Genomic DNA, 25,982 nt, shown 5'->3' with positions numbered 1-25,982 from the left:
ATCGTTAGGAAAAGTTTATCCTTTTATGTCTATTATTTCTGCCACAATATGTGTGGCCACTTCAGTCTTAGATAACAAAGGCAATTCTTTGACATCCTTTTCTGATACAATATAGACTTTATTCGTGTCGTGGCCAAAACCGGCTCCTTTTTCTTTTAAGCTATTGAGCACTACAAAATCAACATTTTTCTTTGTCAATTTCGCTTTAGCGTGTTCTAATTCATTATCCGTTTCCAAAGCAAAACCTACTGTAATTTGATGTGGTTTTTTACGTAACCCCATTGTTTTAGCAATATCAGTAGTACGCTTCATGTTGATGGCTAAATCGCCTTCTTTCTTTTTAATTTTGGAATCAGAGACTTCGGAAGGAGTGTAGTCAGCTACTGCTGCAGTGAAAATACATATGTCGGCATCATCAAAATGTTGGTCTACTTGATGGTACATTTCTTCTGCACTCTCCACATCAATTTTTGTGATTCTATTGGATGGATTTAGTAATACAGGGCCAGAAATCAAAGTTACTTCAGCACCTTGATTCTTTAATTCCTCTGCAATAGCATAGCCCATTTTACCAGTAGATCCATTGGTGATAAAACGTACAGGATCAATTCTTTCTTTAGTTGGTCCGGCAGTAATCACTGCTTTTTTCCCATACAAAGGCAGGCTTTCAGATGGAGTGAAGAAGTTTTCGATAGCTTCTACAATATGTTCTGGTTCTGCCATTCTTCCTTTTCCAACAAGACCGCTTGCTAGTTCACCTTCTTCTGCATCGACAATGACATGTCCATAAGAAGTAAGTGTTTCTATATTTCTGGTAGTTGATGGATGCAAGAACATATCTAAATCCATGGCAGGGGCGATCATCACTGGGCATCTTGCTGAAAGGTAAGTAGCCATAAGTAGATTGTCGCACATACCGTTGGCCATTTTAGCCATTGTGTTAGCTGTTGCAGGAGCGATAATCATTAAATCTGCCCATAAGCCAAGTTTAACGTGGGAGTTCCATTCGCCGGTCTCCTCGTTGGCATAGGTAGATAATACAGGGTTTTCTGATAATGTGGAAAGAGTAACCGGAGTAATAAACTGTTTAGCTGCTTCGGTCATTAACACTTGCACTTCTGCTTTCTGTTTCTTTAATAGGCGTACTAGCAAAGCTATTTTATAGGCAGCAATACCGCCTGTTACGCCAATCAGAATCTTTTTTCCTTTTAATTTATCGCTCATTTGAAGTTTTTATTTATAACGGCAGTAAAAATAAATAAAAAAAAAGAACTTCCTATTCTACTTTCATAGTATAGGAAGTTCTTAAAACAAAAGGAAGAGTCTTTTCTAGTAGTTAGACTCGTCTACTTTTGTGAAAAAGATTTTGTCCTCGATCAACTCCTCTGTTGCAAGAGTTGTTGGCTTAGGCATACGCTCGTAGAAACGAGAAATCTCAATTTGCTCACGGTTTTCTTGAACTTCTTCAAGGTTATCTACTGTAGTAGCGAATTCAGATAACTTAGCGTTCAACTCATCTTTTAATCTAGATGAGATTTGTCTTGAACGTTTTCCAGTAATAACGATAGACTCATAAATATTTTTAGTCTCTTTCGTCATATCCGTTAAATCACGAGTGATTAGAGATGCGTTCGGCATGGATATATATTAATTTGTAATCGATTACTTTACTATAAGTGATGTTATGTAGATACATAATTAGTCACTTAAGCCCGCAATATAAAGGATATATTTGGGAATCTCAAGTATATCCGAGATTCACCAATTAAAATATCTAAATAACCTAATATTCTGATAATGACATTAAATATCTACCCTTTATGAAAAAAAATTGAAGGAAAATTTGGAATTAATCAACTAATGAATTAATGTTGTAGTGTAATAGTTGATTAATACACTAAAACAATAATAAAATGATCGACATAAACCAATTAACCTTCGGGTATAACAAAAGAAACATCTTATACGATGCACTGGATTTAAATCTTAAAGAAGGAAATATATATGGTCTATTAGGAGAGAACGGTGCAGGTAAATCGACCTTATTAATGTTAATCGCAGGTTTGAAAAAACCTTTCAGTGGTTCTATTAATGTAGGAGGATATGAAGCAGACCACGGTTCAGCAGAATTTTTAAGAGAGATCTTTTTTATTCCAGAAGAAATGACTTTCCCTAATGTGACAGTATCGGACTATATTTCTGTATTAGCACCATTCTACCCAAAATTCAACCGAGAGCATTTTATTGAAATGATTACGGAGTTTGGATTAAGTGCGGAGCAGAAGATGAATAATATGTCTTACGGACAGAAGAAGAAAGTATTGATTTCTATCGGTTTAGCATCAAATACTCGTTTGTTGTTGATGGATGAACCGACCAACGGATTGGATATTCCTTCTAAAAGTCAGTTTAGAAAATTAGTAGCCAAATATATGACGGACGATAGGGTGTTTCTAATATCCACTCACCAAGTGAGAGACTTAGAAAGCTTAATTGATCCAATAGTAATTGTCGATAAAGGTAAAGTAGTATTTAACGAAACGTTGGATACAATCAGTGAAAAATTATTATTTACTACTGCAGATAAAGTAGAAGCTTCTGATATAATTTACACAGAAAATGGAGTAGCAGAGGACAAAGTAGTGGCCATAAACCATACTGATGCACCAAGCAGAATTAACTTAGAATTATTGTTCAACGCTGTCTTAACAGAGAAAGCAAAAATGAACGAAGCATTACCAACTCATCAAATTAAAAACTAGTGTCATGGAAACGAAATTAAATTTACAGAGAGTCACAAACCTTTTTAAATACGAGCTTACATTATTAAAACATCCGATCATATTAGCTGCCATTGGTTTTGCATTATTTATTACTGCTATTTGTGCAATGGCTAGTTTGTCTGATCCCACAGGAATAGTTAGTGAGAAAACATTAGCAGGACTTTATGGAGTAGCTTTTACTTTAGGATTTCCGATTATTACGAGCTTCTCATTCCATAGAGTTTCTACCAAAGGTGGTGCGATTAATTACTTATCTCTTCCTGCATCTAGAGAGGAGAAGTTTTTAGTTACTTTCCTAAATACAGCTGTCTTATTTCCATTAGGCTTAACATTGTTATTCGTTATTGTGGAATATACTTTAATGTTGGTTTGGTCATTATTCGGGGGCGAAATTGGGGTATTCATGCCTATACAACTTGAATTAGGCTTAGACGGGATCATACCAGTATTCTTATCTTTTGTAGGTGTACATTCATTTTTCTTCTTTGGTTCGGCTATTTTTAGAAAGTATGCATTCTTAAAAACGTGTATCCTTGGTTTTACTGTCATTGTAGTGCTGTCGATTACAGGTGTTTTAATAGCAATGGCAGTTGGTGCAACATTAGCAGGAGAGGGAATGTCACATAGCTTTCATTGGGATGGATCTCAAATAAATGGTGTATGGCAATATATTTCAAATGGTATAAGTCTTTTTATAGTTTTGGTTCTTTGGATAGTGTCATATTTAAAATTTAAAAGAGCGGAGGTGTAGTTATGGAATTCAATAACAACAAAGCCATCTACCTTCAAATTATGGATCTCATTTGCGAAAAAGTATTGAAAGGTAATTGGACTGAGGGAGATAAAATTCCTTCAGTTCGCCAGATGGCAGTAGAATTAGAGGTCAACCCCAACACAGTCGCACGTTCGTATAGTGCGTTACAAGACGACGGTGTGATATTTAATAAAAGAGGCATTGGATATTTTATCTCAGAGGATGCCATCAAAGTAGTTCAGCAATTTTCTAAGACTGAATTCTTGAAAAACGATATCCCCAATTTCTTTAAGAAGATGAATTTATTGGGAATTTCCATCGAAGAACTATCGAATTTATATGATCAACAGAGTAATTAGTGTTTTCTACTAGTGTCAAATCAGAAAACATAAACAGTGTCAAATTTCATCAATAACAAAAAAAATCTCCCAACTAAGAATAGAAGGGAGAAGATTAAATTTTAATAGAATTAGATCAGGTCATCCTTCATTCTTATGAGTGTAGGATGATTTTTTTATGTTGGTCTTTTTTAGTGTATTAAATAGAATGATTGTTAAAAGATTTCTATTAACATATTATCAATTGTATTTAGTATGAATTAAGAAATCCCCTCAGAAGTTCACATTCATTTGTAAAAATTATGTTACACGTTGTTAACATTGGATTTTGGCCATCACCACTTTTTGATTTTCTATATGATAATTAAATCATTTCATATCAATCAAAAATTAAATAATGAATATTAGAAACATTCATCTGATAGTGTTCTTTCTTTTAAGCCCACTATTTGTTCTCTCTCAAACAAACGATTCTACATTAACCATCAAAGAACAGAAGAAAGCCCGTCCTGTTTACTTAAATTTTTCAGCTGGTTTAAATCAGATAAAATTTAGAGATGAAGCCACATCACCTGTATATTACAGAGGTGCTGTGAAGTATTTTTCTGTAGGTTATCGAAGAGGTGATCATGTCAGAGATACGGAGATTGGGGTAGATATATCAACAGGGAAAACAACAGAAAATGTAAGTAAGTTAAACCTTGAGAGTCAAATTACATCTATTCGATTTCATTATGGGAGATTATTCAGAGTAAATCCAATATCAAGGGGTAAGATGAATTATATGGCAGGTGGTCTATTTAATTCTACTCAGAATATCCGTACTAACCCAGGGTTTATGAATAATGCTGTTGGCTTAGAAAATTTTTCATCTTTAATGGCTTCTTTCAAAGCAACGAGAGATTTTAGTAAAGAGAAAAATAATTCAAATAGAAAACGTGAACTATCTCTTCGGTTAAATATTGGGGTGATGAATAACTCTTACAGAAACGGATATATTTACACAAATACCTCTTCGGTGCTTAACGAACCAAAGGCTTTTAGTAATTATGAATCCAAATATTTTTCTGGTTTCAGAATGAGTACAGAGTTGGATTATACCATTTTTCTTCAAAATAAAAATGCCATTAAGTTCTCCTATCTATGGGATGGATTTAAATCTGGTGGAAGTTATAACCAATTTGGTATGACCAATAACATTGTAAAAGCAACATTCTTATTTGGAACTAAAAAATAATTCAATCATGAAAAATATCATTAAATATATATTCTTAATTCCTGTTTTCTTTTCTTGTAATAAACTCATTTTTAATGATGATTTAGAGACACAGTCGAAACATGAAAACTTTAATTATTTATGGGATCAAGCCAATGAAAAATACGCTTATTTTGAAGTGAAAAATATAGATTGGGATTCAATAAAAACTGTCTACGAACCTCAAGTAAATGAAGAGATGAGTGATGATGCTTTTTTCACACTCCTTGGAAATATGTTATCAGAGTTAAAAGATGATCATACAAACTTGGTGTCTGATTTTAATGTGTCAAGATTTGGCGTTAAATATGATGCACAAGATAATTTTGATTGGCGTTTGATAGAGGATAATTATCTTCCTCGAAATTACTATACTTCAGGTTCTTTTCAACACTCATTTATTGATAATGGCAATATTGGTTATATCCGATTTGCAGAGTTTACAGGTAAAGTTACTCATGATAACATGAACTTCATGTTAGATCGATATAAAAATACCAAAGGATTAATTATTGATTTAAGAGAAAACGGAGGAGGCGTAATTAACGATGCTTTCACTATTTTAAGTCACTTTGTGGATAAGGAAACTTTATTATTCTATTCCAGAGCAAAAGCAGGCCCAGGACATGATGAGTTTACCGAAATAGAACCTACTCGTGTATCTCCATCCGGCACTTATTATGGCAAAAAAGTAATTGTATTAGTTGATAGAGGTACTTTTAGTGCTGGATCGTTTACTTCTTTGGCGACAAAAGCAATCCCTAACATGATTTTAATGGGGGATACTACAGGGGGTGGATTAGGTCTTCCAAATGGAGGACAATTACCTAATGGTTGGACGTATCGATTCTCTATCTCTCAAACACTAAATCTTCAAAAAAGTCCTGAGTTTGAACAAGGTGTTCCAGTAGAAATTTCAGTGAACATGAATTGGGATAACAAGAACACAGATGAAATTATTGAAAGAGCTATTCTTGAAATAAATAAATAATCAATTCGAAAATACTATTAGGAGTTTACATCAATTTATTGGTGTGAACTCTTATGCTAGCATAAATAACTTCAATTTATATGAACTACTTTAAATCTATCACTTTTTTTGTTCTCTTTTCCATCTTCACAATATCATGCGATAATCACAATGAATTAGATGATTTTATGGCCTTAAAAAGATTAGAAAACACATCAAATTACAATGATTTTAGAAAGGAATATCTAAGAACAAATCATGAAGCCTTAGAAGAATTGCATCATCGATATAACAAGGACTCATTTCTTATTATTCATGATGTTTACTCAGAATTTATGATTATGAAACTCTATAGTGAGCTAAAATAGGAAGTGATGAGGAAAGTGTTTTATCGATTTAAAAAATTACTGGCTTTAATTGCATTATTTGCAAGTGCCTATATCATAGATTATCATCTTGAGTATGATTTATCGGAAATCAAAAAAGATTTTTATACATCTATCGGAAATTACTCGAATAAGAAGGAAATATTGCATTACGTAAAACTGAAAACGAATACTTTTTTCTTTAGATGGGTTTTTGCCAGATAAAAAATAAAATCATCCTACATTCTTTTGAATGTAGGATGATTTTTTAATCTAATATTATAACTAACATGAATTAAAGTTTATAAGTTACTTTTTAGCTCCATTGAATTATTGGTAGTAAATTTTTCTAATAATTTCCCTACTAAAAAATAGATAGCAATTTCAGCAATAAATGAGAAAAAGATATCTCCAGAAAATGTGGTTAAGCTATTAATGTCTAGTGTGTTATTGCTTTGTAATTCATTTTGAATGACATAATATTTATAATAAAAATTAAGTCCTATATAAATGATTAAACTTCCCAAATAGAAATTATATTTATTTGTTAAGAATACAATAAACATTAGACCAATGAGGCTCCCCATGAATCCGGTAAAAAACTCAGAAAATATTACTGTCTGAGCGTTATTTTCCTCAAATAGTAAAAAGTATATTGTAATCAGTAATTGAGATAGAAGACTGATGCTCAATAAACTTTTGAATGGACTAAATCCTATGTTTCTTAGATACTTAATACCAAAAGAAGATAAAAACGGTATGGTGAGCAATAAAAAACTATGATATATTACTGTTTGATGAATTACTTCTTCATCTTCAAACATAGTAGTATACACATCAATATTTATACTTAAACTAAACAATAAACCAACAGCAATACTTAACGCATAGGCTAAATAACCGAATTTAAGGTCGTCTCTTAATAGTTTTTTAGTTTCGAGTAATGGTTTGAAATTAATAGTATTGATAAAATAAAATATACTACCAAATAGACTGAGGTTAAGGAAATAAGCAATGATCCCCGGTCTTATAAAGAACTTCAAAATTCGACCGAATAAATCACTAATTCCTACTCCGATATTGTTTTTAAATTGGTCTAATCTAACATAGGAGTATTCATTTTGAAGGTGTACGCCTAGATCTAATAAGAAGATACATGAGAGCAATATGATGATGCTCTTTTTTAAATTTTGATTCTCTTTATAAATCAAAAAATGATGAATGAAGGCGAATGCGACAGTGATATAAATGTAGTTCACCAAGTCGTATTTATAGTGCCATGTAGGAGCAAATCGTGAATTTATAATTAGTAATAGTAAAACACATAAGATTTGTGATAAAGTAGTTTGCTTATTATAAAAAGATTGAAGTTTTGATAGCATAAAAAATTATTTTTGTTGAGTTGAATTCTAAAAATAAGAAACCCCACTTTAAAATAAAAGTGGGGCTAAAGTAAGCAATTAGAATGTTAGTATTTGTACATATAATGAGAACGTGTATTACTATTGTCGATTCTGTTTCGCATTTTCAGTCTGCTTAATTATGCTTTCCATAATTTGATCCACAGTGAAAGATGCGGCCTTTTGTTTTGGAGGATATTCCATTAAAGTAGCCATAAATTGACCTACTTTATCTTGTGCCATGTATAAGTAAGGCACGTGATCGAAATACCAGTCCCAATAAGCGTTTGAGTCAATGTCTGCACGCTCGTAAGGGTCTCTTCTTAAGTTGAAAATCTTAGGAAGTCTAAGTGTTACGAAAGGCTCTGACCATACGGCCATTTGATGTGCTCTTTGCTCCATGAAGACAATCTTCCAATCGTCCATTCTGATAGCAGTTAATTGAGCATCATCGTTAAAGTATAGGAATTCGTGACGTGGAGATTCTTCTTTTCCGGCTAAGTGATCTACTAAATCATAACCATCTAAGTGTGCTTTGAATGTCTTACCATTCGCTTCTACACCACCATCTAATAAGTCTTGTTTGATGTTATCATTACCTGCATAGTGAAGGATAGTTGGTACCCAGTCTAAGTGAGAAACCATACCATTTGATACTTGACCTGCAGGAATTTTACCTGGGAACTTCACCATACAAGGAACACGGTAACCACCTTCCCAGTTAGTGTTTTTCTCTCCTCTAAATGGAGTTACTGCAGCATCAGGCCATGAGTTGTAGTGAGGACCGTTATCTGTAGAGTACATCACGAAAGTGTTTTCCTCAATACCTAACTTTTCGATGAAGTTCAACATCTCTCCAATTACCTCATCATGAGAAACCATTGCATCAGCATAGATCCCTTGTCCGTCTGATTTACCCGCTTCTTCTTCAGTAATGTGTGTTCTGAAGTGCATTCTTGTTGTATTGAACCAAACAAAGAAAGGTTGGTCAGCATCTACTTGCTTTTGGATAAATTCTTGAGCAACACCCATTACTTCGTTGTCAATTGTTTCCATTCTTTTCTTAGTCAAAGGACCAGTATCAGAAACACGACCGTCAGCATAAGAGTGAATTACACCTCTTGGGCCAAATTTCTTTTTGAATTCAGGGTCTTGAGGGTAATCAGGTAATTCTGGCTCTTCCTCTGCATTTAAGTGGTAAAGGTTACCAAAGAATTCATCGAAACCATGGTTGGTAGGTAAATCAACGTCTCTATCACCAAAGTGGTTCTTACCAAATTGACCAGTTGCATAACCTTGTGCTTTTAAAAGTTCTGCAAGTGTAGCAGTATCATCAGTCAAACCTTTTTCTGCTCCAGGAAGACCAACTTTAGTCATACCTGTACGGATACCAGCCTGACCAGTGATGAATGAAGAACGACCAGCAGTACAAGATTGCTCTGCCATGTAATCAGTAAAAGTGATTCCGTCTTCAGCGATTTTATCGATGTTTGGAGTTTTATAACCCATCATTCCTCTATTCCAGAAAGAAAGGTTATACATTCCGATGTCGTCTCCCCAAAGGATTAGGAAGTTCGGTTTTTTAGGATCTTTTTTTGCGAAAGCCGTTAGGTTCGCAAAACAAAGAAGGAGTGCGGTAAATGGTAGTATTATCTTTTTCATATCAATTATTAGTTATTTGATTTTATCTCTTGATATCATCACGAGTGCAAATCTAAAAACATATACTTGTTTAATATCAAACATGTTTCAAATTAATTATTTATTTAACTTTTGTTTTAAATAAGATGCTTTAAGTGCATCATTATTGATTAATTTAAGAGTTTAAATTCAAATTAAATTAACTAAACGAATGTTAGATATTATACGAAATAAAAAAGCCATCCCTTTCGGAATGGCTTTGAACCCTCGCTTACTTGCTTTATATTCTAGTTGTGTACTATAAATCTTTTTACTTCTTTATGACCGTTATGAGTGGAGATGCTTAAGTAATAGATTCCATCATTTAAGTCATTAATGTTAATTGTATCCATGTGGTGCATATCTACAGTTTTAACTGCAACACCTAAAGCATTTAAGATTACTGCTGATGCATTTTCTAAATCCTCATCCGAAGATACTCTTGCATGGATTGTTCCGTGTGCTGGTACTGGGTATAATGACAATTCAGTACCGTGAATTAAGTTGTGTGTATTGATCGTTACAACGTTTGAATATTCGAATGCACCATCAAAATCAACTTGCTTTAATCTATATTTCTTATATTTCACTGAATGTGCATGGTCTACAACAAAATCATATTCGATGGTAACATTAGAGTTACCGTTACCATCCACTTCACCAATTTTGTTAAAGTGTCTACCGTCTGTAGAAGCTTCGATTTCAAAATGAGAGTTATTTAATTCAGTAGCAGTTTCCCAGAACAATACTACTTCGTCGTTATCATTTACTTCAGCATTGAACGTTACTAATTCCACTGGTAAATCGTGATCAGAACCACCACCTAAAGTAAAAGGTGAGAAACTTGAAGCAGAAGTTGATAATAAAATACCGTGGTTATTACTTTCTGTAGTATTGGCTGCTTGTCCTTGTGATTCCCAGTGTGTACCATCGTAGTGCATTACTTCAACATCACTTACATAGGTGTTATTTACACCGCTCTCGTCATCATAAGTTAAGATTACTGAGGCAACCGAAGAACCTGATGTTCTATCTACATCCCAATACTCAGAAGCACTTACTGCTGAAACTGTTGCCATTGGATCAATACTTAAATTAGTGTGTGCGTTATCATGGTATTCAATTCTAAAGTTCACTGCAGAGTTGGCTGTAAAAGCAGCTACACCAGCTTCTCTTAATTTTGTTCCGTTACCTACTGGGTAGATTAAGTGGAAGTTGTTCGCAACAATACTTAATGCTACTTGTAATCCAGAGGTATAGTTAATTGTTTTAAGTAATGGACCGTTAATATGTGAGTTATCAGAACCACCAGAAGCATATGTAGACCAAGAATAGTTGGCGTTGGTAACGTAAGAGAATTCATTCATTCCTAAAACATTCGCCGTTGTTGTGTTTAAGATACCATTCGTTAACGTCAAAGAAGAAGTGTTATACGAAGTATTGAAGATCTCTAAAGTACCATTTAATGTGATTCCTGAAGTACCTGTAGTATTCATCGTTAAAGAACGTACTCTGTTCTCACCTGTTGCAATAGTTACTGTACCAGCAGATTGACCTGCAAAAGTTAAATCTACTGAAGGTTGGATTGCATCGTCTGAGTTATCATCAAGGTGTACGGTTACTGTAGAACTTACTGAATCGGCAATAACTAAATCGTTTCCTTGTGTATAAATATCTACTGTCTGACCAGCTAAGTTAGTTACTAATGCGGCATTACCTGTTAATACGATATCACCTACATTCGAAGGAATACCTTCAATAGTACCTTGAACAATTGATTTTGGGTTATCACCAGGTAAAGCGTTAATCTGAGCTGAAGAGATTAAATTATTTGATGCACCACTAGTTGATAAAGTCACGTTATCCTCTACAGAAATACCACCTGTCCAGTTTAGACCAGAATAAGAGTTAGATCCTACAGAAGGTACAGCGAATTCAGCACCGTCTTCTAAAACAATATCTTGAACATTTACATATAAACGACCACCTGAGTGATTGTCGCCATTAAAGTTACCTGTACCAGAAACGATGATCGTTCCAAAATGACAAGTAGTTCTATAAGCTGTATTATTAATAGTACCGTCCACAAATAAAGTATCGATAACTACGTCTGGATCAAAAGAGTTATTTCCTATATATACATTCTTTCCAGATTGAATTCTAACATTATAATTTCCTGTCCAAGAAGGTAATGAATTTCCATCCTCATCCTCAAAATCTGATAAACTTCCTCTTGTTCCTATATATATAAAACCAGATGCAGAACTTGATACTGAGTAGGTTTGGGCTAATAATGATAATTTTGTAATAAAAATTAGGAGCAATAATAATAAAATCTTTTTCATCTTTTTAGCGAGTTAAATAGTTATTAGGTTCAGTTTTCTTAACGGTTTTGTTGATGAAAAGGATGTATTTGTACAAAGTAACTTAAGTAAGTGATTGTCAATTATTAAGGGGTAAAATGGATGTGTTAAGATAACTTACATGACTTATTCTAAGAAAATCGGGAGTTTATTAATCAAAAGTAGTTAATAATCAGTATTTTATTGTAAAATTTAATATTGTTTACATATGTAAGTTATTTGATGTTAGAAAACAATAATTTTAAAAAAATGAACATCAAAAATTAAAAATGACATTGTAGTTTTCCCGTCACCAAGTAGTCGTTTTTGAAAAAAATGATGTAAAAATGTGAGATAATACATGGAATATGGTTGGGAGATGAGATGTATGATGTGTCAATATTATCAATATATATGGTATATGATACAGACTTGCCTCAATCCCGTCCTCAACAAGGCGGCCTTGGCCCCTCGAGGTTTATGGGTATTAAGATATTATGAGTTATATAAGGATCTTGATTGATTTGTTATGAAGAAAGAGTGATGTATAAAGAGTATTCACAACCAAAATACATTACAATTGTCTTTCGATCTCCGTCCCCAACGAGGTGGCCTTGGCCCCTCGAGCTCTAAGTACAATGAAACATTATGGGTTATACACAACCCCAAGTGCAAAAAAAAAAACGATATCAACTTTAAATAATTGATATCGTTTCTTGGTGTTATACTTTGTCTTGTTTCAACGTGTATAAAGCATAGCCGATGGATACTAATAAGGGTGGTACCATGAAGCCCATCGCTGCGATCTCTAAATATGTAATTGCTTCCATGTTAGTTGGAGTTTATGAAATTCCTTTAATTCGCCACAATAATAAACAATTGTTACTATCTATCCAACAGAGTAGCTGATTTTAATCATCGTTTTGATTAAGATAAATCTCTCAGTTGTTGAAATAGAGATTTTTGCTCTTCTGATAAGTTTTTAGGAATCACAACGTTGTAGGTAATATATAGGTTACCGTAGTTATTATCCGATTTATAGATGGCAAAGCCTTTTCCAGATAATTTAACTTTTGTATTGTTTTGTGTTCCTGCAGCGACTTTTAGCTTTACTTTTCCAGTGAAAGTATCGATAGTAATTTCACCACCAAGGATAGCAGTATATAAATCAATATCGACTGTATTGTAAAGATCGGCCCCTTTACGTTCGAAAGGAGTGGAGTTACTAATATTAAAGGTCATGAGTAAGTCGCCTTTCTCTCCTCCGTTAATGCCATCTTTACCGTGTCCTTTTATTTTGATTGTCTGACCATCTTCAATACCGGCAGGGATTGTAACACGAATATTTTTCTGATTGATCTTATAGGTTTTCTTCTGTGTTTCATACACTTCCGTAAGATCTAAATTGATATTCACTTTAAAATCACCACCTTTTTGAGGTCTTGGAGCTCTTCTGCCTCCTCCACCAAACATGGAATTAAAGAAATCGGAGAAATCGCCACCTTGGTCAAAGTTACCAAAACCACCAAAGCCGCCTCCGCCTTGACCAAAACCGCCAAAGCCTCCACCACCGAAGCCTTGAGATTCAAACTGATCGGCATGTTCCCAATCTTTACCGTATTTATCGTATTTCTTTCTTTTATCTGGATCACTTAATACCTCATTGGCTTCGTTTACCTCTTGAAATTTCTTCTGAGCGGCTTTATCATCAGGGTTTTTATCAGGATGATATTGACGGGCCAATTTTCTATATGCTTTTTTGATCTCACTTTGAGATGCACTTTTATCAATTCCTAAAACTTTATAATAATCGATGTATGCCATTTTGATTCTTCAAATTTGATCTTTTCTTCTCTACAAAAATAAAGAAAGCCGTTGTAACTTCCCTTACAAACGGCTCTAAAATAGAGTAAATTGCTCACCAATCGCTCTTTGACTCTATTTATCTCTTTCTATTTTTTTATCATTATCAAAATATCTATTTGATAACGGAACCTAGTTTTCTGATTCTATTTATATAATTTACCTTGATAGGTATCTCTTTCTTTTAATCTCTTTTCAATCATCAATTGAATTTGATTTGGACGGATTCCCCAATTAGGTGCCATTCTAAGGTTAATCGGTGTATCGCTACTAAAACGTTGGATGGCCATATCAGGACGAAGTCTTTCTAAGAAATCCACCATGAAATCAACATACTCATCAGGTTGAAATAATGGAAACTGATTAGGGTCTTCTTTGTATTGTTTTGCCATAATCGTTCCTTTTACAATCTGAAGCTGATGAAATTTTACAGACCCCAAAGGTAACTCTGAAATCATTTCCGCTTGTGCTAAGGTTTCTTCTCTGCTTTCACCTGGTAATCCAAACAGCATATGGCCTGCCACAGGTATACCTCTATCGGCAACTTTCTTTATAGCCTCAACAGAATCTTCGTAAGAGTGACCTCTATTTACCCTTTCTAATGTCTTATTATAGCAAGATTCTATCCCAAACTCAATAAAAATATAATGATCTTTGGCCAGATCGGCTAAATAATCCAATTGCTCATCAGAAAGACAATCGGGACGTGTACCAATTACTAGTCCGTCAATCTTCTCATGTTCAAGGGCTTCAGAATAAATTCTCTTTAGGTGTTCTACCGTGCCATAAGTATTCGAATACGCTTGGAAATATCCTACAAAAGCTTTCGCACTATGGTATCTTCCTGGTAAGAACTCCATGCCATGATCAATCTGTTCGGTAATACTTTTCATACCGTCATGAAGATAATTAGGTACGAAACTATCGTTATTACAGAAGGTACAACCACCATATCCTAAAGATCCATCTCTATTAGGACAAGTGAAGTCTGCATGAATAGAAACTTTCTGGATTCTTCCACCATATTTTTGTTTAAGGTGTTCAGAATAAGGGAAATATCTTCTTGATGATTGATTCATTAATAATGGATTTTAAAATAACACGCCAAATCAGTATCACTTGATTTAGTACAAATGATTGATTTTTTGATCTAGCATACAAAGATAAATTAATGAACGGATATAGATTCTTTTTGGGTGTTACTTACAGGCTTATCTTTCAAATACTTGAAAAACACAACACCAAACATTGTTGCAGTCACGCTTATGTATCCTAAAATATTATAATGATTTAAAGTTTGATCTATCGAATTTGTTGTGATAATCAATCCAGAAGCAAAAGATGCTGCTCCTTGTGAAAGATTCTGAACAGAAGAACGGATACTCATAAAACTACCTCTCTGTGCCGCTGTTGTGGTATTTATAAGTAATGCATTTGCGGGGATAGAACGTGACCCACAAATAAACATAATAGTAGATAATACCAATACAAAAGGAATACTCATTGGAGCAACATTCGTTAAAACTAAAACGGGTAGGATGGTAATGAAGGAAATGATGACAAACGTTTTGTATTTGCCAAATTTATCAGACCATTGGCCAATTTTAGGTGAAAAGTAGATAGTAGCGATACCTCCAAAGAAATAAATCCAAGTAAGTTGTTGGTCTTCGAACCCAATATTTGATACCAAATAAGGAGTGAAGAATGGAATAATGATAAAATGCCCAAAGAATACCAACGACAAAGCAAATAAACCTGTCAACTGCTTTTTATTCTTAAGTACCATTAATAAAGGTGTTGCGAAAGAAGTTTTTGTGTTTTTATGGGTTAGATGCCCATCAAGTACCGGAAGTCTCTTATAGCTGACCACCCATAATATGGCTGCTAGAGCGGATATAATTAGGAAAGGAGCATGCCAATCAATTTTTACTCCTAGGTATAACCCGATAGGTACACCAACAGCAGAAGATACAGCAAAGCCCGTCATTAAGATCCCGATGCCTGTACCTCTTTTATTTTCTGGTAATAAATCGCCTACAATCGTAAACAAAGCCGCATTGATTAATCCACCAAAAATACCAGTGAATAATCGTGCAACCAATAAGAATTGATATGTCGTAGCAATACCACATAAAAATGTACCTATTGTAAAGAAGAAGTAGATGCTTAAAAACATCTTCTTTCTTTCAAATTTATCAATGATAAAAATGGAAAGTAAACCTGATACTGCGGCTGCTAAAGTATATGATGAAACAACAGCACTCCACTCAAAGGGAGTCATGTCGAAAGTTTCTTGCAATGTATGACCAAGGGGCATAAGCACAACAAAATCTAAGATATTTGTAAAACTTATGGCCGCTAGCATATAAAGTGTTAGTTTTTCGTTTCTAGTCAATGACATTTTGATAATGTTTGATGAAAGTTGTAATCTTCCAAATAACATCAAAAAAAATCAGAATGTTTAATTCAAAACAAAACTATTAACTAAAAATATTTATGCTAATAAAAAAATGAGGCTGATGTTAAAAATCAGCCTCACAAGGGTTTATTATATTTTTTCTACCTTTTCTAGTTGTTGTAAGCAGCGCATTGCTTCTTCCACCATGTTTTTAGAGCCTACATAGAAGGGTGTCCTTTCGTGTAGTTCGGTAGGTTTTAATTCCAATATTCGTTTGTATCCATTCGTTGCCATACCTCCAGATTGTTCAGCAAGGAATGCCAAGGCATTACATTCGTAAAGCAATCTTAGTTTTCCTTTTGAATATTTAGAAGTAGAAGGGTAGATATAGATTCCGCCTTTTAAAAGGTTTCTATGGAAATCTCCCACTAAAGAACCGATGTATCGAGCAGAATATTCCCTCTCTTTACAAGTTTCGATATATTCTTTCAGGCCTTCAGGGAAGGTATTGTAGCCTCCTTCGTTTATAGAGAAAATGGATCCGTCTTCTTTACATTGCATGTTGGGGTGAGATAAGAAGTATTCACCCAAAGAAGGTTCGTATGTAAAACCATTTACCCCATAGCCAGTAGAATACACCAGCATAGTCGATGATCCGTAAAGAACATAACCGGCAGCAATTTGTTCAGTTCCTTGTTGAAGCATATCTTCCTCAGTTGGTGGACGGCCAATAGGGGAGCGTCTTCTGTAGATTGAAAAAATTGTACCTACTAATACATTTACGTCAATGTTAGAAGATCCATCTAGTGGATCTATTGTGACAATGTATTTTGCATGATGATTACCTGTATCGATAATATCATCCATTTCTTCTGAAACAATACCGCAAGTTTCTCCGCCTTTTGAAAGGGCTCTTGTAAATCGCACGTCGGCAATCATGTCTAGTTTCTGTTGTGCTTCTCCTTGCACATTATTAGATCCTGCTCCTCCTTCAATACCCGCTAAACCTGCTCGGTTAATTTCACGGTTAATAATTTTGGAAGCCAAGGCAATGTCTCTCAATAATTGAGAGAGTTCACCTGTAGCATAAGGAAATTGCTCTTGTTTTTGTTGAATAAAACGATCGAGAGCTGTGCCTACAGATGCCGTAAGTTTATCTATCATAGGGGTTATGATTATAAAAATGTATTTTATGTGTGTAAGTTATTGAAGATGTGTTATTTAAGTAAGTTGTGTATTTTACAGCAGAGAATATACAATCGTGTTAGTAGTAGAATTTCTTGATATACCTCAAGTTAAATAATCGAACAGACAAAATAATATCAACAATAAATTCTTACATCGGTAAAAATACAGATTTTTATTAAGAATCCGCAATCGATTGCATAATGTATAAAAAAAAGGACCGACATTATTGTATTTATACAATAGTGTCGGTCACACACATCACAAAAGTACCAGAAAGCTTACGCTTCCGATGACTCTGAAGATGTAGATTCTTTAGCATTTGCTGCTTGTTGTGCTTCTAAAGCTTCAATACGAGCTTTTAGAATTTCTACTTCTTCAGAATCATTGCCTTTGAACATTGAAGTGATTTTATCAAAATCAAAATCCATAGACGATGTAAATTTTTCTACTAGAGACTTCACCTGTCCTTCAAACTCCTCTTTCTTCGCTTCAGTGTTGGCTACAAGCTCATCTACGATCTTTTTACCTTCTTCAGAAGTGATTTTTTCTTCAGCTACAAGTTTGTCTACTATCTCGTTAATTTTCTCCACTGTAAATGCTGTGATACCCACTCCAGTGTAAACGATTTTTTTTAGTAACTCTTCCATATTTTTTTGCGTTATAAAGTGTGATTTTTATTTGTGCAAAACAATAATAACGGTGAAGTTCTATTGCTTACACAAAGGTATGAAAAATAAATGAATGAACAATCATTTATAATTTCAGTACCCATTTTTTTAGATATTTTAATTTACGAAACTTTTAGTTTAGAGTTCAGAAAATCACAGACTTTATTGATGGCATCTTCAGATTCTGGAATAAATCGCCAAAACAGTTGCCACCAATGAATTAAACCGTCCCATTCTTGGTAAGTCACTTCTCTTTTTGCTTCCATCAATTTGTCTCTTAAACGTGTACTGTCGCTGTACAATACTTCGTTGCTAGATGTTTGAATCAACATGGGAGGGAAGTTGGAGAAATTACCATTAAGCGGAGAAACCATTGGGTCTTTAAGGGGTTTGTTCCCAGCATATACTTGTGCCCAATTCTGCATTTCATTCACTTTTACAAAAGGATCAGAATACTTATTATCTACTGTAGAGGAACCAGTATGTTCTAAATCCATCCAAGGTGACAAACAGATGCCACATTTTGGTAAGTCTTTCTTCAATTCATTCAACATAAAAAAGAAAGAACAGACCAGGCCTCCACCGGCAGAATCTCCGGCCACTGCTATTTGATCAGGATGATATCCTAAATCTAATAGATATTGATACCCTTTAAGTGCATCTTCTATGGCTGCTGGGCAAGGAAATTCTGGAATTTTTCTGTAATTCACCAATACGGCGGTCACTTTGGTTTCATCTACAATCTTTCCCACTAAAGAACGATGAGTTTGAGAAGAACCAATGGCGTAACCTCCTCCATGTAAATACAATAAAGCTTTCTTTTCAACATGTTCTTTTACAGGCGAAATAACCTCTGCTGTGATACCATCTAAGGTCAATTTCTTAGCTTTAACTCCCCAAGGAAGTAGTGCAAATAAAGACACTAGTTCGGTAGACTCCCTTAACAAAGTGAGGTTGATGTTCTCCGATGGAAAAGCTATTGCCGTTAGGTTTAAGCCTAGTTTTAAAAGTCTATGTTGAATCGAAATACTCATAAGTGTTATTTTATGATTTCAGCTCTCATCTCTTCTGTAATTTCAGCAGGTAATTGTGTTTTGATATCAAAAGATACTAAAGTTACAGTAGCAGATAAGGCTTGTTTTTGATTTTCTTTAATAAAAATTTCTTGTTTAAATACGACACTCTTTTTTCCCATTTTGGCTAGAGACGTTTTAATTTCAAGTGTTTGATCCATACTTGCTGGATACAAATAATCGATATTATAGTTTGCAATAACAAACCCAACACCACTTTTAGCGACTGTTTCAAGAGTTTTATTCCCTTCAAAGTGTGTCCATCTTGCTTCTTCAAGAAATTCCATGTACCTCATGTTGTTGACATGTTGGTAACTATCAATATGATAACTTCTTACTTTGATGTTTGTTGTACTAGTTCTGTATTCCACAGTGTTTAATTATTATGATGGTGAATATTAATTTGTGAAATGATGGTATGTATATATTCCATCACTTTTGTTTCGTATTGTTTAGGTGCAACTGATATGGATTTGGCATGTTCTGCCCCTTCAACTAACCATAAAAATTTCTCTCCATGTTGTTTCATGGCATACATCTCCTCAGTCATTTCCTTAGGAATATAAGTGTCTGATATCCCATGGATAAATAAGAATGGAACCTTAGATTGGGCCACTTTTTCTCGGGGAGAACTATCACTAAAAAAGAAACCGGCACGTACCCTTGCCATAAGACTAGTCGCTTCTACAAATCCTAGATCTGGTAACCCCATATCTTCTTTGGCTCTTAAAGTCAATAAATCTTCAGTATCAGAAAAAGCACAATCCGAGATGTAGAAATTTACAGAATGCGTTTCTTCATTAATACCAGAATGCATACAAACTGTAGCGGCTCCTAATGACTCCCCATGAGCACCAATCCAATGATCTTGTTGTTTGTTTTTAGTCCATTGAATCACTTTTTCCAAGTCCTTGCTTTCGAAATAACCAAAAGAAACTTCGTCACCCCCACTTAAACCATGTTTTCTATGATCGTACAAAACCACATCAATACCATGTCTTAAGTAGACCTGAGCATAACGCATCATTCTCCAACGATCATGTGTTACTCCATGCACCATAACCATTGTAAGGTGGAATTTGTTTTCAGGAACCTTCAACCAAGACCCACTTAAATTGTATCCAAAATCGGAAGGTATACTAAAGTTTTCTTCAGTAACGCTGTCCAATAAAGTAGTATCAAAAGAGTGGTTGTGTTTTTCTTCTTCTAGGTGACTTACGCCTTGGTTGGTTCGGATTAAAACCGACTCTCCATAAGCCAATAAAGCCACTAAAAAGTAAAACATACATAGTAGGAATAGGAGTCCTACAGTAATTTTTTTGACTCTGGAATTTTTAAATGTCATTGATTGATTAAATGAGTATTGAAATACAATATAATTATCTTTTGCTCAATTGAATTAAAAATTAGAAATTTATGTAAATAAGAACTTTTTAAAATACCATAATTCTCGTGAAGAAATACTTTTTTTACCAATTCATACTCATTGGCTTTTTGATAAGCTGCGATACTAAACAAGAACAACCACTTTCTGAAGAAGTAGATTGGTCAACCGTTTTTGAGAAGACCGACGGAAAGGAAACGTTCACTTACCAAGAAGGAATCGACTACTTACAAAAATTAAATAAGCATTACGAGAAGTTTCATGTATTGGAATATGGAACAACTGATGCCGGTTATCCTTTGCATTTAGGTATTTACACTCCAGATGAAAATTACCTGCCAACCGATTTCAAGGAAAAAAATGTCCTTCTAATAAATAATGCCATACACCCAGGAGAACCTGATGGTGTAGACGCCTCTTTTATGCTAGTAAGAAATATTCTTCAAGGAAAAGAGGATTTTGAGGTGAAAAATACCATCATCGCTTTTATTCCCTTTTACAATATTGGAGGAGCACTAAATAGAAATACAGGAACCAGGGCCAATCAAGAAGGACCTCATTCCTATGGCTTTAGAGGAAATGCGCAGAACTTGGACTTAAACCGTGATTTTATCAAGATGGATTCCAAGAACATGAAAACGCTTGCCGAAATTTTCCATTTGATTCAACCAGATTTATTTATCGATACGCATGTGAGTAACGGAGCAGATTATCAATACACCTTGACTTATCTTGCTTCTCATGAAGGAAAATTAGGAGAGGTCGGGAAATTCGTGAAATCGACCATGAATCCTTATTTCGAGAAAAATATGGAAGAAAAAGGATGGCCGATAGTTCCTTATGTAAATGTTTGGGGTACGACTCCTGATAAAGGTTACCGTCAGTTTTACGATTCTCCAAGATATTCTTCTGGTTATGCAGCCTTATTTAATGTGCCTAGTTATGTGATTGAAACCCATATGCTGAAGCCTTTTAAACAAAGAACTCAAGCGACCTATGAGTTTCTGAAACAAAGTATTTTACTCTTGGAAGAAAAAGGAGATGCACTAACTCAAGTGATGAAAAAAGAAAGAAACCAACAACAATTAGCCACTTATCTACCTATCAAATGGCAAATTGATGAATCGGTTGCAGACACTTTAAATTTTAAAGGGTATGAAGGTGAAATCATCAAAAGTAAAGTATCAGGATTGGACCGATTGTATTATGATCGATCGAAACCATACAATAACAAAATACCTTTCTATTCAGGTCTTACTGTGGTGGATAGTGTGAAGGTTCCTGCAGCTTATATTATTCCAAAGGGATATCAAAAAGTAGTAGAAATGCTGAAGCAAAACAATATAGATGTAGAAGAATTACCTACTGATATAGAAAAACAAGTAATGACTACTTATATCGAAGATTATCAAACGGTAAAATCACCCTACGAAGGGCATTACCTCCATTATGATATCAAAACATCAGAAAAAGAGGAAAATATCAAATTTCTAAAAGGAGATTATTTGATTAAAACCGATAATCAATCCAAACGATTTTTAGTGGAAGTACTAACCGCTAGAGCACAAGACAGTTACTTTGCTTGGAACTTCTTTGATGCGATTCTTCAACAAAAAGAACATTTTTCATCTTATGTTTTTGAGGATAAAGCGGCAAAATTGTTAAAAGAAAACCCTCAATTGCTAAAAGAATTGGAAGATGCCAAGAAAAGGGACCCCGAAATGAGGAAAAGTGCCTATAAGCAGTTAAATTTCATATACGACCGTTCCAATCATAAAGAAACATCTTATCGAAGATACCCTGTGTATAGTGTGTACCATTAGATAATGATATTCCCAATAGAACTATGGATTTTAAACAGTTACAATTAAGACCTGCCGAAATTGCATTGCTTACCCGATCGAATACTATTGACGGTAAAATACTAATGAGATACACTTTAATCTATCTTGTCTTTGAAAGAGTACTCGATGGAGTGGGTGGGGCCGATGTAACGAAAAAGAAAACCATTTTGAAAGTGGGGAAACACTTTAAAGGTTTTATGGCTAGAAATTTCGAGAAGTGTTTTCTTCAATATTTTTATAACAATAATAACCTTCAAATAAGTACTCGTGATCTATTGTCAAAGGTGGAATCGGATATTACTTACAAAAAGTTTCTAAAGGAATTCCTGAAAGAAGAACATCAAATTAAGCCTTACATTAGAGAAAACCTGATTGATGTGTTACGTTCCAGCATCACCCTAAATGAAAAAGGTATTCTATTAGTAGGTGATGTGATTTCATACCTCAAAGAAAGAAACCATGCGTATAAATATGCTATGAGCGTAGATAAAAAAATGGAGGTGATTAAGGAAATGGGTTCTTATGCTATATTATTACCATCCTTTGATCAAGAAATTCTACCTCAATTCACTTCTATTCTCCACACCAAAAGAGAATGGGACGGAGACGCCGATGAAGACGACTTCGATATCTATTTCGATGAGGAACCATTTTACTTGGGGTCGCTTAAAATCTTGGAAAGATCTGGTGGGATAGATGAGAGTGGACATACGATGGATAGTCAGGATGATGGAGGGGAAGGAGCGTAGTTGAAGTAAGAGGGAAGAAGTAAGAGGTAAGGGGGAGATTCTTGTAATTCTTGGTAATTTGAGTTAGGAGTTAGGAATTGGAACTATGAATTTGAATAAATTGAAAATTAATAAACAATGAAAAAGATAAACCTAGAGAACATTGATGTAGATAAATACGCTACTAAATTTAAAGAAAACGATTTCCTGCAATCCCTATTTAAGATTGTTAAAAAAGCGGGTCAAAAAGTGGTTTATGCTGGATTGATATTATTTTTCATGTACATTGATAATGATACGCCATCGAAAGCGAAAGCAGCTATTGCAGGTGCACTAGGCTACCTCTTAGTACCATTTGATTTGATTCCAGATTTTATTCCTGTAGTCGGTTTTGCCGATGATTTTTCTGTAGTTCTAGCGGCTCTAAGTTATGCCGCAGTTTGCATTAAAGAAGATCATAAGGATTTAGCCGTAAAGAAAATGAAAGAATGGTTCGACGATTTCTCTGAAGACGAGGTGGAAATGTTGAATAGTATCATTTTTAAGAAAAAGGAAGAAAAATAAAATTAATAACAAAAGCCTCGGAAATTCATTCCGGGGTTTTTGATATAAAGTATCCTTTTTAACTCTTCAATATAAAACCAATAAACTAATGAAAATCAAACTATTACTTTGTATTGTAATTACACTTTTCTATTCCTGTAAAGATACTATTGATGAAGATATGGGATTGCAGGAGTTGGTGTATAAAGGGGAGGCAGTACATCAGAATCATGATTTAATAAATCCTGAAGCAAGATGGTGGAACTCAACCAATAATGTCATTTTATCGATTTATAAAAATAATGATGGTTCTAAATCATTTGAATATTTTTATTTCAAACATTATATCATAACCTATACAATTTATCCAAATGACAGTTTAACTAGAGTGGATATGGTAGACGGGAAGAAGGAGTCTGTCAAAAAATACGATTTAAAAGATCAGGTTCAAATAGAATTTGAGGGAGACATTATTGATGTTTATAAATTCAGAAAATTATCAGACCGAATCTGTAGCTGCGGATCTTGTTACCAATCTAGAACGTATTTTAATCCGGATTTGGGTTTGATATGTAATTATAGTTTCAGCACCTCTAAAACATATGTGCTATCTGATACAAGATATCATAAAGATAGTTTTACTAAAATAAATTCAACACTAAGCCAAAACAAACAGTTTTATCCTGATGAAGAAGAGTTGGTCAAGAATTTTTATTCTAGAATAAATAATTTAAAAAAAATTATAATTAATGATGTTGAAGAAGATATTGAAGATGTATTAGAATTGGATATTTATGAAATGGAGGAGGATGACTTTAGTCAATAAGGTTAATTCATTGGTACAAAATGTCGTTTAAAGAGAATAATAAAAATTAAAAGACAATCTATTTATGAAGCCTAAATATTTAATTTTTGTTGGGTTGATATCATTCCTTTCATCTTGTAAAGATACTATTGATGAAGATATAGAATTGCAAGAGTTGATGTATAAAGGGGAGATAGAATACAAAAACTACAAAATAAACATTTCAGATTCCTCCAAAAGTAGAAATTATCAACTAACTGTTTTTAAGGACAAGAACAACACAAAAACATTTGAATATTATTTAAGTGAAGATTGTATCGAAACATTTTCATTTTTTGAAAACGATAGTTTATCTAAAATTACAAGGTTGGGGCAAAATGAAATAATAAAAACTTATTTCAGGTTCAATGATCATCTTTCAATTATGGCATCAAATGAAGTTTTTGATGTTTATAAGTTTCAGAAACTATCAGATAGAAAATGCTATGAAGCATATTACCCTTTATCAATTATATATTTTAGTCCTCAAATCGGCCTCTTAGCAGAATTTGAAAACAGATATGTTTGGGGAGATAAAGTACAACACGATAGTCGTTATTCTGATGCTACTATAAATGAATTATTCCATCAGTTAAATAGCAATAGAGCATTTTTCCCAGATGAAAAAAAGATGAATGAAATTGAGGCAGAAAAGATGCTGAATTTTATGAAGCTTGAAAATGAAACAGATGAATCAGAAATTCATGGGGAGATTATTTTAGAATTTGAGTGATAATTAATTGACAAACAGCAGTTTTTAATATCAGAATTTCTAAAGATGAATAATATAAAAACTCCTAACTCCTAACTCCTAATTCCAACCTCAAATCTCCATAAATTCCAGAAGCCACCCTTACCTCTTACCTCTTACTTCTAATTCTTACATAAACCCTTCCCCATACTCACTCAACAACCCAGACATCTGACCCCACTTCACCATCACATTATCTGGACATTCTTTCCCTTTGCATCTCGTTTTATCCAATAAGAAAACAATGCCTTCTTCTTGAATACAAAAGGAATTAAGTACCTCTTTTTTCAATTTCTTACCATGACCAAGATTGTCTTTGATGAAATCAAATAGTTGATCTTTGTAATCGATATCTCCTTTGAATAAATCTGATAACTGAATTTTACGTTTGTTGGTGGCATCATAATTATAAGCGAGCTTTTTGATATCAATATCATCAATACCATTATAGTATGTATCCTTTTTAAAGGAGATACTTAAAATGCCATTGTTGTTATGGAATACGTTATAATCAAGGTTAAGGTAGCTCAGGCCAATCGCCCCTTTTTCAGCTTTTACACTAGTAATTTTAGCTCTGAAATCGTTAATAGCCATAAAAAGAATGTTCTGAATATCCAAGTTAATCTTATGTTCTAGATCTATTTTTCCAGAGCATTTTACTTTGGGATAAGAGACATTCAGTTCGTAATGAAGGGATGAGTTCAACTTATTGAACCCCTGTTTTTCAATCTCAATAGACTGTTCCAACAGGGCGTTATTCAACACGAAGGATGTTTGTTTAAAAGAGGTGTTGAAATAAAGTAGTATGAAT

26 protein-coding genes are annotated in these 25,982 nt (G+C 33.9%); 12 read left to right on the top strand and 14 right to left on the bottom strand.

Annotated elements, in window-relative coordinates:
* Window positions 1-15 precede the first annotated feature (15 nt).
* Together coaBC and KMW28_RS14400 are read right to left on the bottom strand one after the other, a co-directional pair.
* A complete protein-coding gene (gene coaBC, locus KMW28_RS14405) occupies window positions 16-1,224 on the bottom strand; it encodes a bifunctional phosphopantothenoylcysteine decarboxylase/phosphopantothenate--cysteine ligase CoaBC (RefSeq protein WP_169665174.1) in 1,209 nt (402 codons plus the stop codon).
* Window positions 1,225-1,329: 105 nt separating this feature from the next.
* Complete coding sequence (locus tag KMW28_RS14400) at window positions 1,330-1,638, bottom strand: DNA-directed RNA polymerase subunit omega (protein WP_066205510.1); 309 nt, start codon at window positions 1,636-1,638, stop codon at window positions 1,330-1,332.
* 275 nt (window positions 1,639-1,913) lie between these two features.
* Here KMW28_RS14400 and KMW28_RS14395 point away from each other — a divergent pair, with 275 nt between their 5' ends.
* From KMW28_RS14395 to KMW28_RS14370, 6 genes are all read left to right on the top strand, one after another.
* Window positions 1,914-2,762, top strand: coding sequence for an ABC transporter ATP-binding protein (locus tag KMW28_RS14395; protein WP_066205512.1), 849 nt, complete (start codon window positions 1,914-1,916; stop codon window positions 2,760-2,762).
* A gap of 4 nt (window positions 2,763-2,766) precedes the next feature.
* Window positions 2,767-3,534 (top strand): hypothetical protein, encoded by a 768-nt coding sequence (locus KMW28_RS14390; RefSeq protein ID WP_169665173.1) that lies wholly within the window; start codon window positions 2,767-2,769, stop codon window positions 3,532-3,534.
* Window positions 3,535-3,536: 2 nt separating this feature from the next.
* Window positions 3,537-3,896 (top strand): GntR family transcriptional regulator, encoded by a 360-nt coding sequence (locus KMW28_RS14385; RefSeq protein ID WP_169665172.1) that lies wholly within the window; start codon window positions 3,537-3,539, stop codon window positions 3,894-3,896.
* 376 nt (window positions 3,897-4,272) lie between these two features.
* Complete coding sequence (locus tag KMW28_RS14380) at window positions 4,273-5,112, top strand: hypothetical protein (protein WP_169665171.1); 840 nt, start codon at window positions 4,273-4,275, stop codon at window positions 5,110-5,112.
* A gap of 7 nt (window positions 5,113-5,119) precedes the next feature.
* Window positions 5,120-6,121, top strand: coding sequence for a S41 family peptidase (locus KMW28_RS14375; protein ID WP_169665170.1), 1,002 nt, complete (start codon window positions 5,120-5,122; stop codon window positions 6,119-6,121).
* An 80-nt stretch (window positions 6,122-6,201) separates the two neighbouring features.
* Window positions 6,202-6,468 carry a hypothetical protein gene (locus KMW28_RS14370; protein WP_169665169.1) on the top strand — a complete coding sequence of 89 codons (267 nt, stop codon included), beginning with the start codon at window positions 6,202-6,204 and terminating at the stop codon, window positions 6,466-6,468.
* A gap of 299 nt (window positions 6,469-6,767) precedes the next feature.
* Here KMW28_RS14370 and KMW28_RS14365 read toward each other — a convergent pair whose 3' ends face one another.
* The 3 genes from KMW28_RS14365 to KMW28_RS14355 all read right to left on the bottom strand — a co-directional run bounded on the left by KMW28_RS14365 (window position 6,768) and on the right by KMW28_RS14355 (window position 11,890).
* Entirely contained in the window at window positions 6,768-7,847 is a 1,080-nt protein-coding gene (locus KMW28_RS14365) for a hypothetical protein (RefSeq protein WP_169665168.1), read from the bottom strand.
* 120 nt (window positions 7,848-7,967) lie between these two features.
* Window positions 7,968-9,527 carry an arylsulfatase gene (locus KMW28_RS14360; RefSeq protein ID WP_169665167.1) on the bottom strand — a complete coding sequence of 520 codons (1,560 nt, stop codon included), beginning with the start codon at window positions 9,525-9,527 and terminating at the stop codon, window positions 7,968-7,970.
* A 266-nt stretch (window positions 9,528-9,793) separates the two neighbouring features.
* On the bottom strand, window positions 9,794-11,890 hold the full coding sequence (locus KMW28_RS14355; protein ID WP_169665166.1) for a T9SS type A sorting domain-containing protein: 2,097 nt from the start codon (window positions 11,888-11,890) through the stop codon (window positions 9,794-9,796).
* Window positions 11,891-12,649: 759 nt separating this feature from the next.
* Between KMW28_RS14355 and KMW28_RS14350 the strand changes: the two genes are divergently transcribed.
* Window positions 12,650-12,796 carry a hypothetical protein gene (locus tag KMW28_RS14350; protein WP_169665165.1) on the top strand — a complete coding sequence of 49 codons (147 nt, stop codon included), beginning with the start codon at window positions 12,650-12,652 and terminating at the stop codon, window positions 12,794-12,796.
* Window positions 12,797-12,814: 18 nt separating this feature from the next.
* Here KMW28_RS14350 and KMW28_RS14345 read toward each other — a convergent pair whose 3' ends face one another.
* From KMW28_RS14345 to KMW28_RS14310, 8 genes are all read right to left on the bottom strand, one after another.
* Window positions 12,815-13,711 (bottom strand): DnaJ C-terminal domain-containing protein, encoded by an 897-nt coding sequence (locus KMW28_RS14345; RefSeq protein ID WP_169665164.1) that lies wholly within the window; start codon window positions 13,709-13,711, stop codon window positions 12,815-12,817.
* A gap of 185 nt (window positions 13,712-13,896) precedes the next feature.
* On the bottom strand, window positions 13,897-14,829 hold the full coding sequence (locus KMW28_RS14340; protein WP_169665163.1) for a TIGR01212 family radical SAM protein: 933 nt from the start codon (window positions 14,827-14,829) through the stop codon (window positions 13,897-13,899).
* 89 nt (window positions 14,830-14,918) lie between these two features.
* Window positions 14,919-16,151 (bottom strand): MFS transporter, encoded by a 1,233-nt coding sequence (locus KMW28_RS14335; protein WP_169665162.1) that lies wholly within the window; start codon window positions 16,149-16,151, stop codon window positions 14,919-14,921.
* Between the two features lie 147 nt (window positions 16,152-16,298).
* Window positions 16,299-17,312, bottom strand: coding sequence for a class 1 fructose-bisphosphatase (fbp, locus tag KMW28_RS14330; protein ID WP_169665161.1), 1,014 nt, complete (start codon window positions 17,310-17,312; stop codon window positions 16,299-16,301).
* A 302-nt stretch (window positions 17,313-17,614) separates the two neighbouring features.
* Window positions 17,615-17,983, bottom strand: coding sequence for a phasin family protein (locus KMW28_RS14325; RefSeq protein WP_066205551.1), 369 nt, complete (start codon window positions 17,981-17,983; stop codon window positions 17,615-17,617).
* 143 nt (window positions 17,984-18,126) lie between these two features.
* Entirely contained in the window at window positions 18,127-19,038 is a 912-nt protein-coding gene (locus tag KMW28_RS14320) for an alpha/beta hydrolase (protein ID WP_169665160.1), read from the bottom strand.
* A gap of 5 nt (window positions 19,039-19,043) precedes the next feature.
* Complete coding sequence (locus KMW28_RS14315) at window positions 19,044-19,448, bottom strand: acyl-CoA thioesterase (protein WP_169665159.1); 405 nt, start codon at window positions 19,446-19,448, stop codon at window positions 19,044-19,046.
* A 5-nt stretch (window positions 19,449-19,453) separates the two neighbouring features.
* The gene (locus KMW28_RS14310; RefSeq protein ID WP_169665158.1) at window positions 19,454-20,362 is read right to left on the bottom strand and encodes an alpha/beta hydrolase; all 909 of its coding nucleotides are present in this window, start codon (window positions 20,360-20,362) and stop codon (window positions 19,454-19,456) included.
* A 167-nt stretch (window positions 20,363-20,529) separates the two neighbouring features.
* On the opposite strand from KMW28_RS14310, the gene KMW28_RS14305 reads away from it, so the two are divergent.
* The 5 genes from KMW28_RS14305 (at window position 20,530) to KMW28_RS14285 (ending at window position 25,153) form a co-directional block, all read left to right on the top strand.
* On the top strand, window positions 20,530-22,284 hold the full coding sequence (locus tag KMW28_RS14305; RefSeq protein ID WP_169665157.1) for a M14 family metallopeptidase: 1,755 nt from the start codon (window positions 20,530-20,532) through the stop codon (window positions 22,282-22,284).
* Between the two features lie 23 nt (window positions 22,285-22,307).
* Window positions 22,308-23,054, top strand: a complete 747-nt coding sequence (locus KMW28_RS14300) for a hypothetical protein (RefSeq protein ID WP_169665156.1) — start codon at window positions 22,308-22,310, stop codon at window positions 23,052-23,054.
* Between the two features lie 117 nt (window positions 23,055-23,171).
* A complete protein-coding gene (locus tag KMW28_RS14295) occupies window positions 23,172-23,597 on the top strand; it encodes a YkvA family protein (RefSeq protein WP_169665155.1) in 426 nt (141 codons plus the stop codon).
* 88 nt (window positions 23,598-23,685) lie between these two features.
* Entirely contained in the window at window positions 23,686-24,402 is a 717-nt protein-coding gene (locus KMW28_RS14290) for a hypothetical protein (RefSeq protein WP_169665154.1), read from the top strand.
* Window positions 24,403-24,466: 64 nt separating this feature from the next.
* Window positions 24,467-25,153 (top strand): hypothetical protein, encoded by a 687-nt coding sequence (locus KMW28_RS14285; protein ID WP_169665153.1) that lies wholly within the window; start codon window positions 24,467-24,469, stop codon window positions 25,151-25,153.
* A gap of 147 nt (window positions 25,154-25,300) precedes the next feature.
* Here KMW28_RS14285 and KMW28_RS14280 read toward each other — a convergent pair whose 3' ends face one another.
* Window positions 25,301-25,933 (bottom strand): PdaC/SigV domain-containing protein, encoded by a 633-nt coding sequence (locus tag KMW28_RS14280; protein WP_169665152.1) that lies wholly within the window; start codon window positions 25,931-25,933, stop codon window positions 25,301-25,303.
* Window positions 25,934-25,982 lie beyond the last annotated feature (49 nt).

Origin of the sequence: Flammeovirga yaeyamensis (genome assembly GCF_018736045.1) — a bacterium.
Taxonomy (GTDB): domain Bacteria; phylum Bacteroidota; class Bacteroidia; order Cytophagales; family Flammeovirgaceae; genus Flammeovirga; species Flammeovirga yaeyamensis.
The sequence above is the reverse complement of the archived record's forward strand: the minus strand, read 5'-3'. Positions and strand labels throughout refer to the sequence as shown.

Excerpts from the sequence above, each read along its gene's own strand:
- coaBC (WP_169665174.1), bottom strand. The coding sequence starts at position 1,224 with ATGAGCGATAAATTAAAAGGAAAAAAGATTCTGATTGGCGTAACAGGC.
- KMW28_RS14400 (WP_066205510.1), bottom strand. The coding sequence starts at position 1,638 with ATGCCGAACGCATCTCTAATCACTCGTGATTTAACGGATATGACGAAA.
- KMW28_RS14395 (WP_066205512.1), top strand. The coding sequence starts at position 1,914 with ATGATCGACATAAACCAATTAACCTTCGGGTATAACAAAAGAAACATC.
- KMW28_RS14390 (WP_169665173.1), top strand. The coding sequence starts at position 2,767 with ATGGAAACGAAATTAAATTTACAGAGAGTCACAAACCTTTTTAAATAC.
- KMW28_RS14385 (WP_169665172.1), top strand. The coding sequence starts at position 3,537 with ATGGAATTCAATAACAACAAAGCCATCTACCTTCAAATTATGGATCTC.
- KMW28_RS14380 (WP_169665171.1), top strand. The coding sequence starts at position 4,273 with ATGAATATTAGAAACATTCATCTGATAGTGTTCTTTCTTTTAAGCCCA.
- KMW28_RS14375 (WP_169665170.1), top strand. The coding sequence starts at position 5,120 with ATGAAAAATATCATTAAATATATATTCTTAATTCCTGTTTTCTTTTCT.
- KMW28_RS14370 (WP_169665169.1), top strand. The coding sequence starts at position 6,202 with ATGAACTACTTTAAATCTATCACTTTTTTTGTTCTCTTTTCCATCTTC.
- KMW28_RS14365 (WP_169665168.1), bottom strand. The coding sequence starts at position 7,847 with ATGCTATCAAAACTTCAATCTTTTTATAATAAGCAAACTACTTTATCA.
- KMW28_RS14360 (WP_169665167.1), bottom strand. The coding sequence starts at position 9,527 with ATGAAAAAGATAATACTACCATTTACCGCACTCCTTCTTTGTTTTGCG.
- KMW28_RS14355 (WP_169665166.1), bottom strand. The coding sequence starts at position 11,890 with ATGAAAAAGATTTTATTATTATTGCTCCTAATTTTTATTACAAAATTA.
- KMW28_RS14350 (WP_169665165.1), top strand. The coding sequence starts at position 12,650 with ATGGATACTAATAAGGGTGGTACCATGAAGCCCATCGCTGCGATCTCT.
- KMW28_RS14345 (WP_169665164.1), bottom strand. The coding sequence starts at position 13,711 with ATGGCATACATCGATTATTATAAAGTTTTAGGAATTGATAAAAGTGCA.
- KMW28_RS14340 (WP_169665163.1), bottom strand. The coding sequence starts at position 14,829 with ATGAATCAATCATCAAGAAGATATTTCCCTTATTCTGAACACCTTAAA.
- KMW28_RS14335 (WP_169665162.1), bottom strand. The coding sequence starts at position 16,151 with ATGTCATTGACTAGAAACGAAAAACTAACACTTTATATGCTAGCGGCC.
- fbp (WP_169665161.1), bottom strand. The coding sequence starts at position 17,312 with ATGATAGATAAACTTACGGCATCTGTAGGCACAGCTCTCGATCGTTTT.
- KMW28_RS14325 (WP_066205551.1), bottom strand. The coding sequence starts at position 17,983 with ATGGAAGAGTTACTAAAAAAAATCGTTTACACTGGAGTGGGTATCACA.
- KMW28_RS14320 (WP_169665160.1), bottom strand. The coding sequence starts at position 19,038 with ATGAGTATTTCGATTCAACATAGACTTTTAAAACTAGGCTTAAACCTA.
- KMW28_RS14310 (WP_169665158.1), bottom strand. The coding sequence starts at position 20,362 with ATGTTTTACTTTTTAGTGGCTTTATTGGCTTATGGAGAGTCGGTTTTA.
- KMW28_RS14300 (WP_169665156.1), top strand. The coding sequence starts at position 22,308 with ATGGATTTTAAACAGTTACAATTAAGACCTGCCGAAATTGCATTGCTT.
- KMW28_RS14295 (WP_169665155.1), top strand. The coding sequence starts at position 23,172 with ATGAAAAAGATAAACCTAGAGAACATTGATGTAGATAAATACGCTACT.
- KMW28_RS14290 (WP_169665154.1), top strand. The coding sequence starts at position 23,686 with ATGAAAATCAAACTATTACTTTGTATTGTAATTACACTTTTCTATTCC.
- KMW28_RS14285 (WP_169665153.1), top strand. The coding sequence starts at position 24,467 with ATGAAGCCTAAATATTTAATTTTTGTTGGGTTGATATCATTCCTTTCA.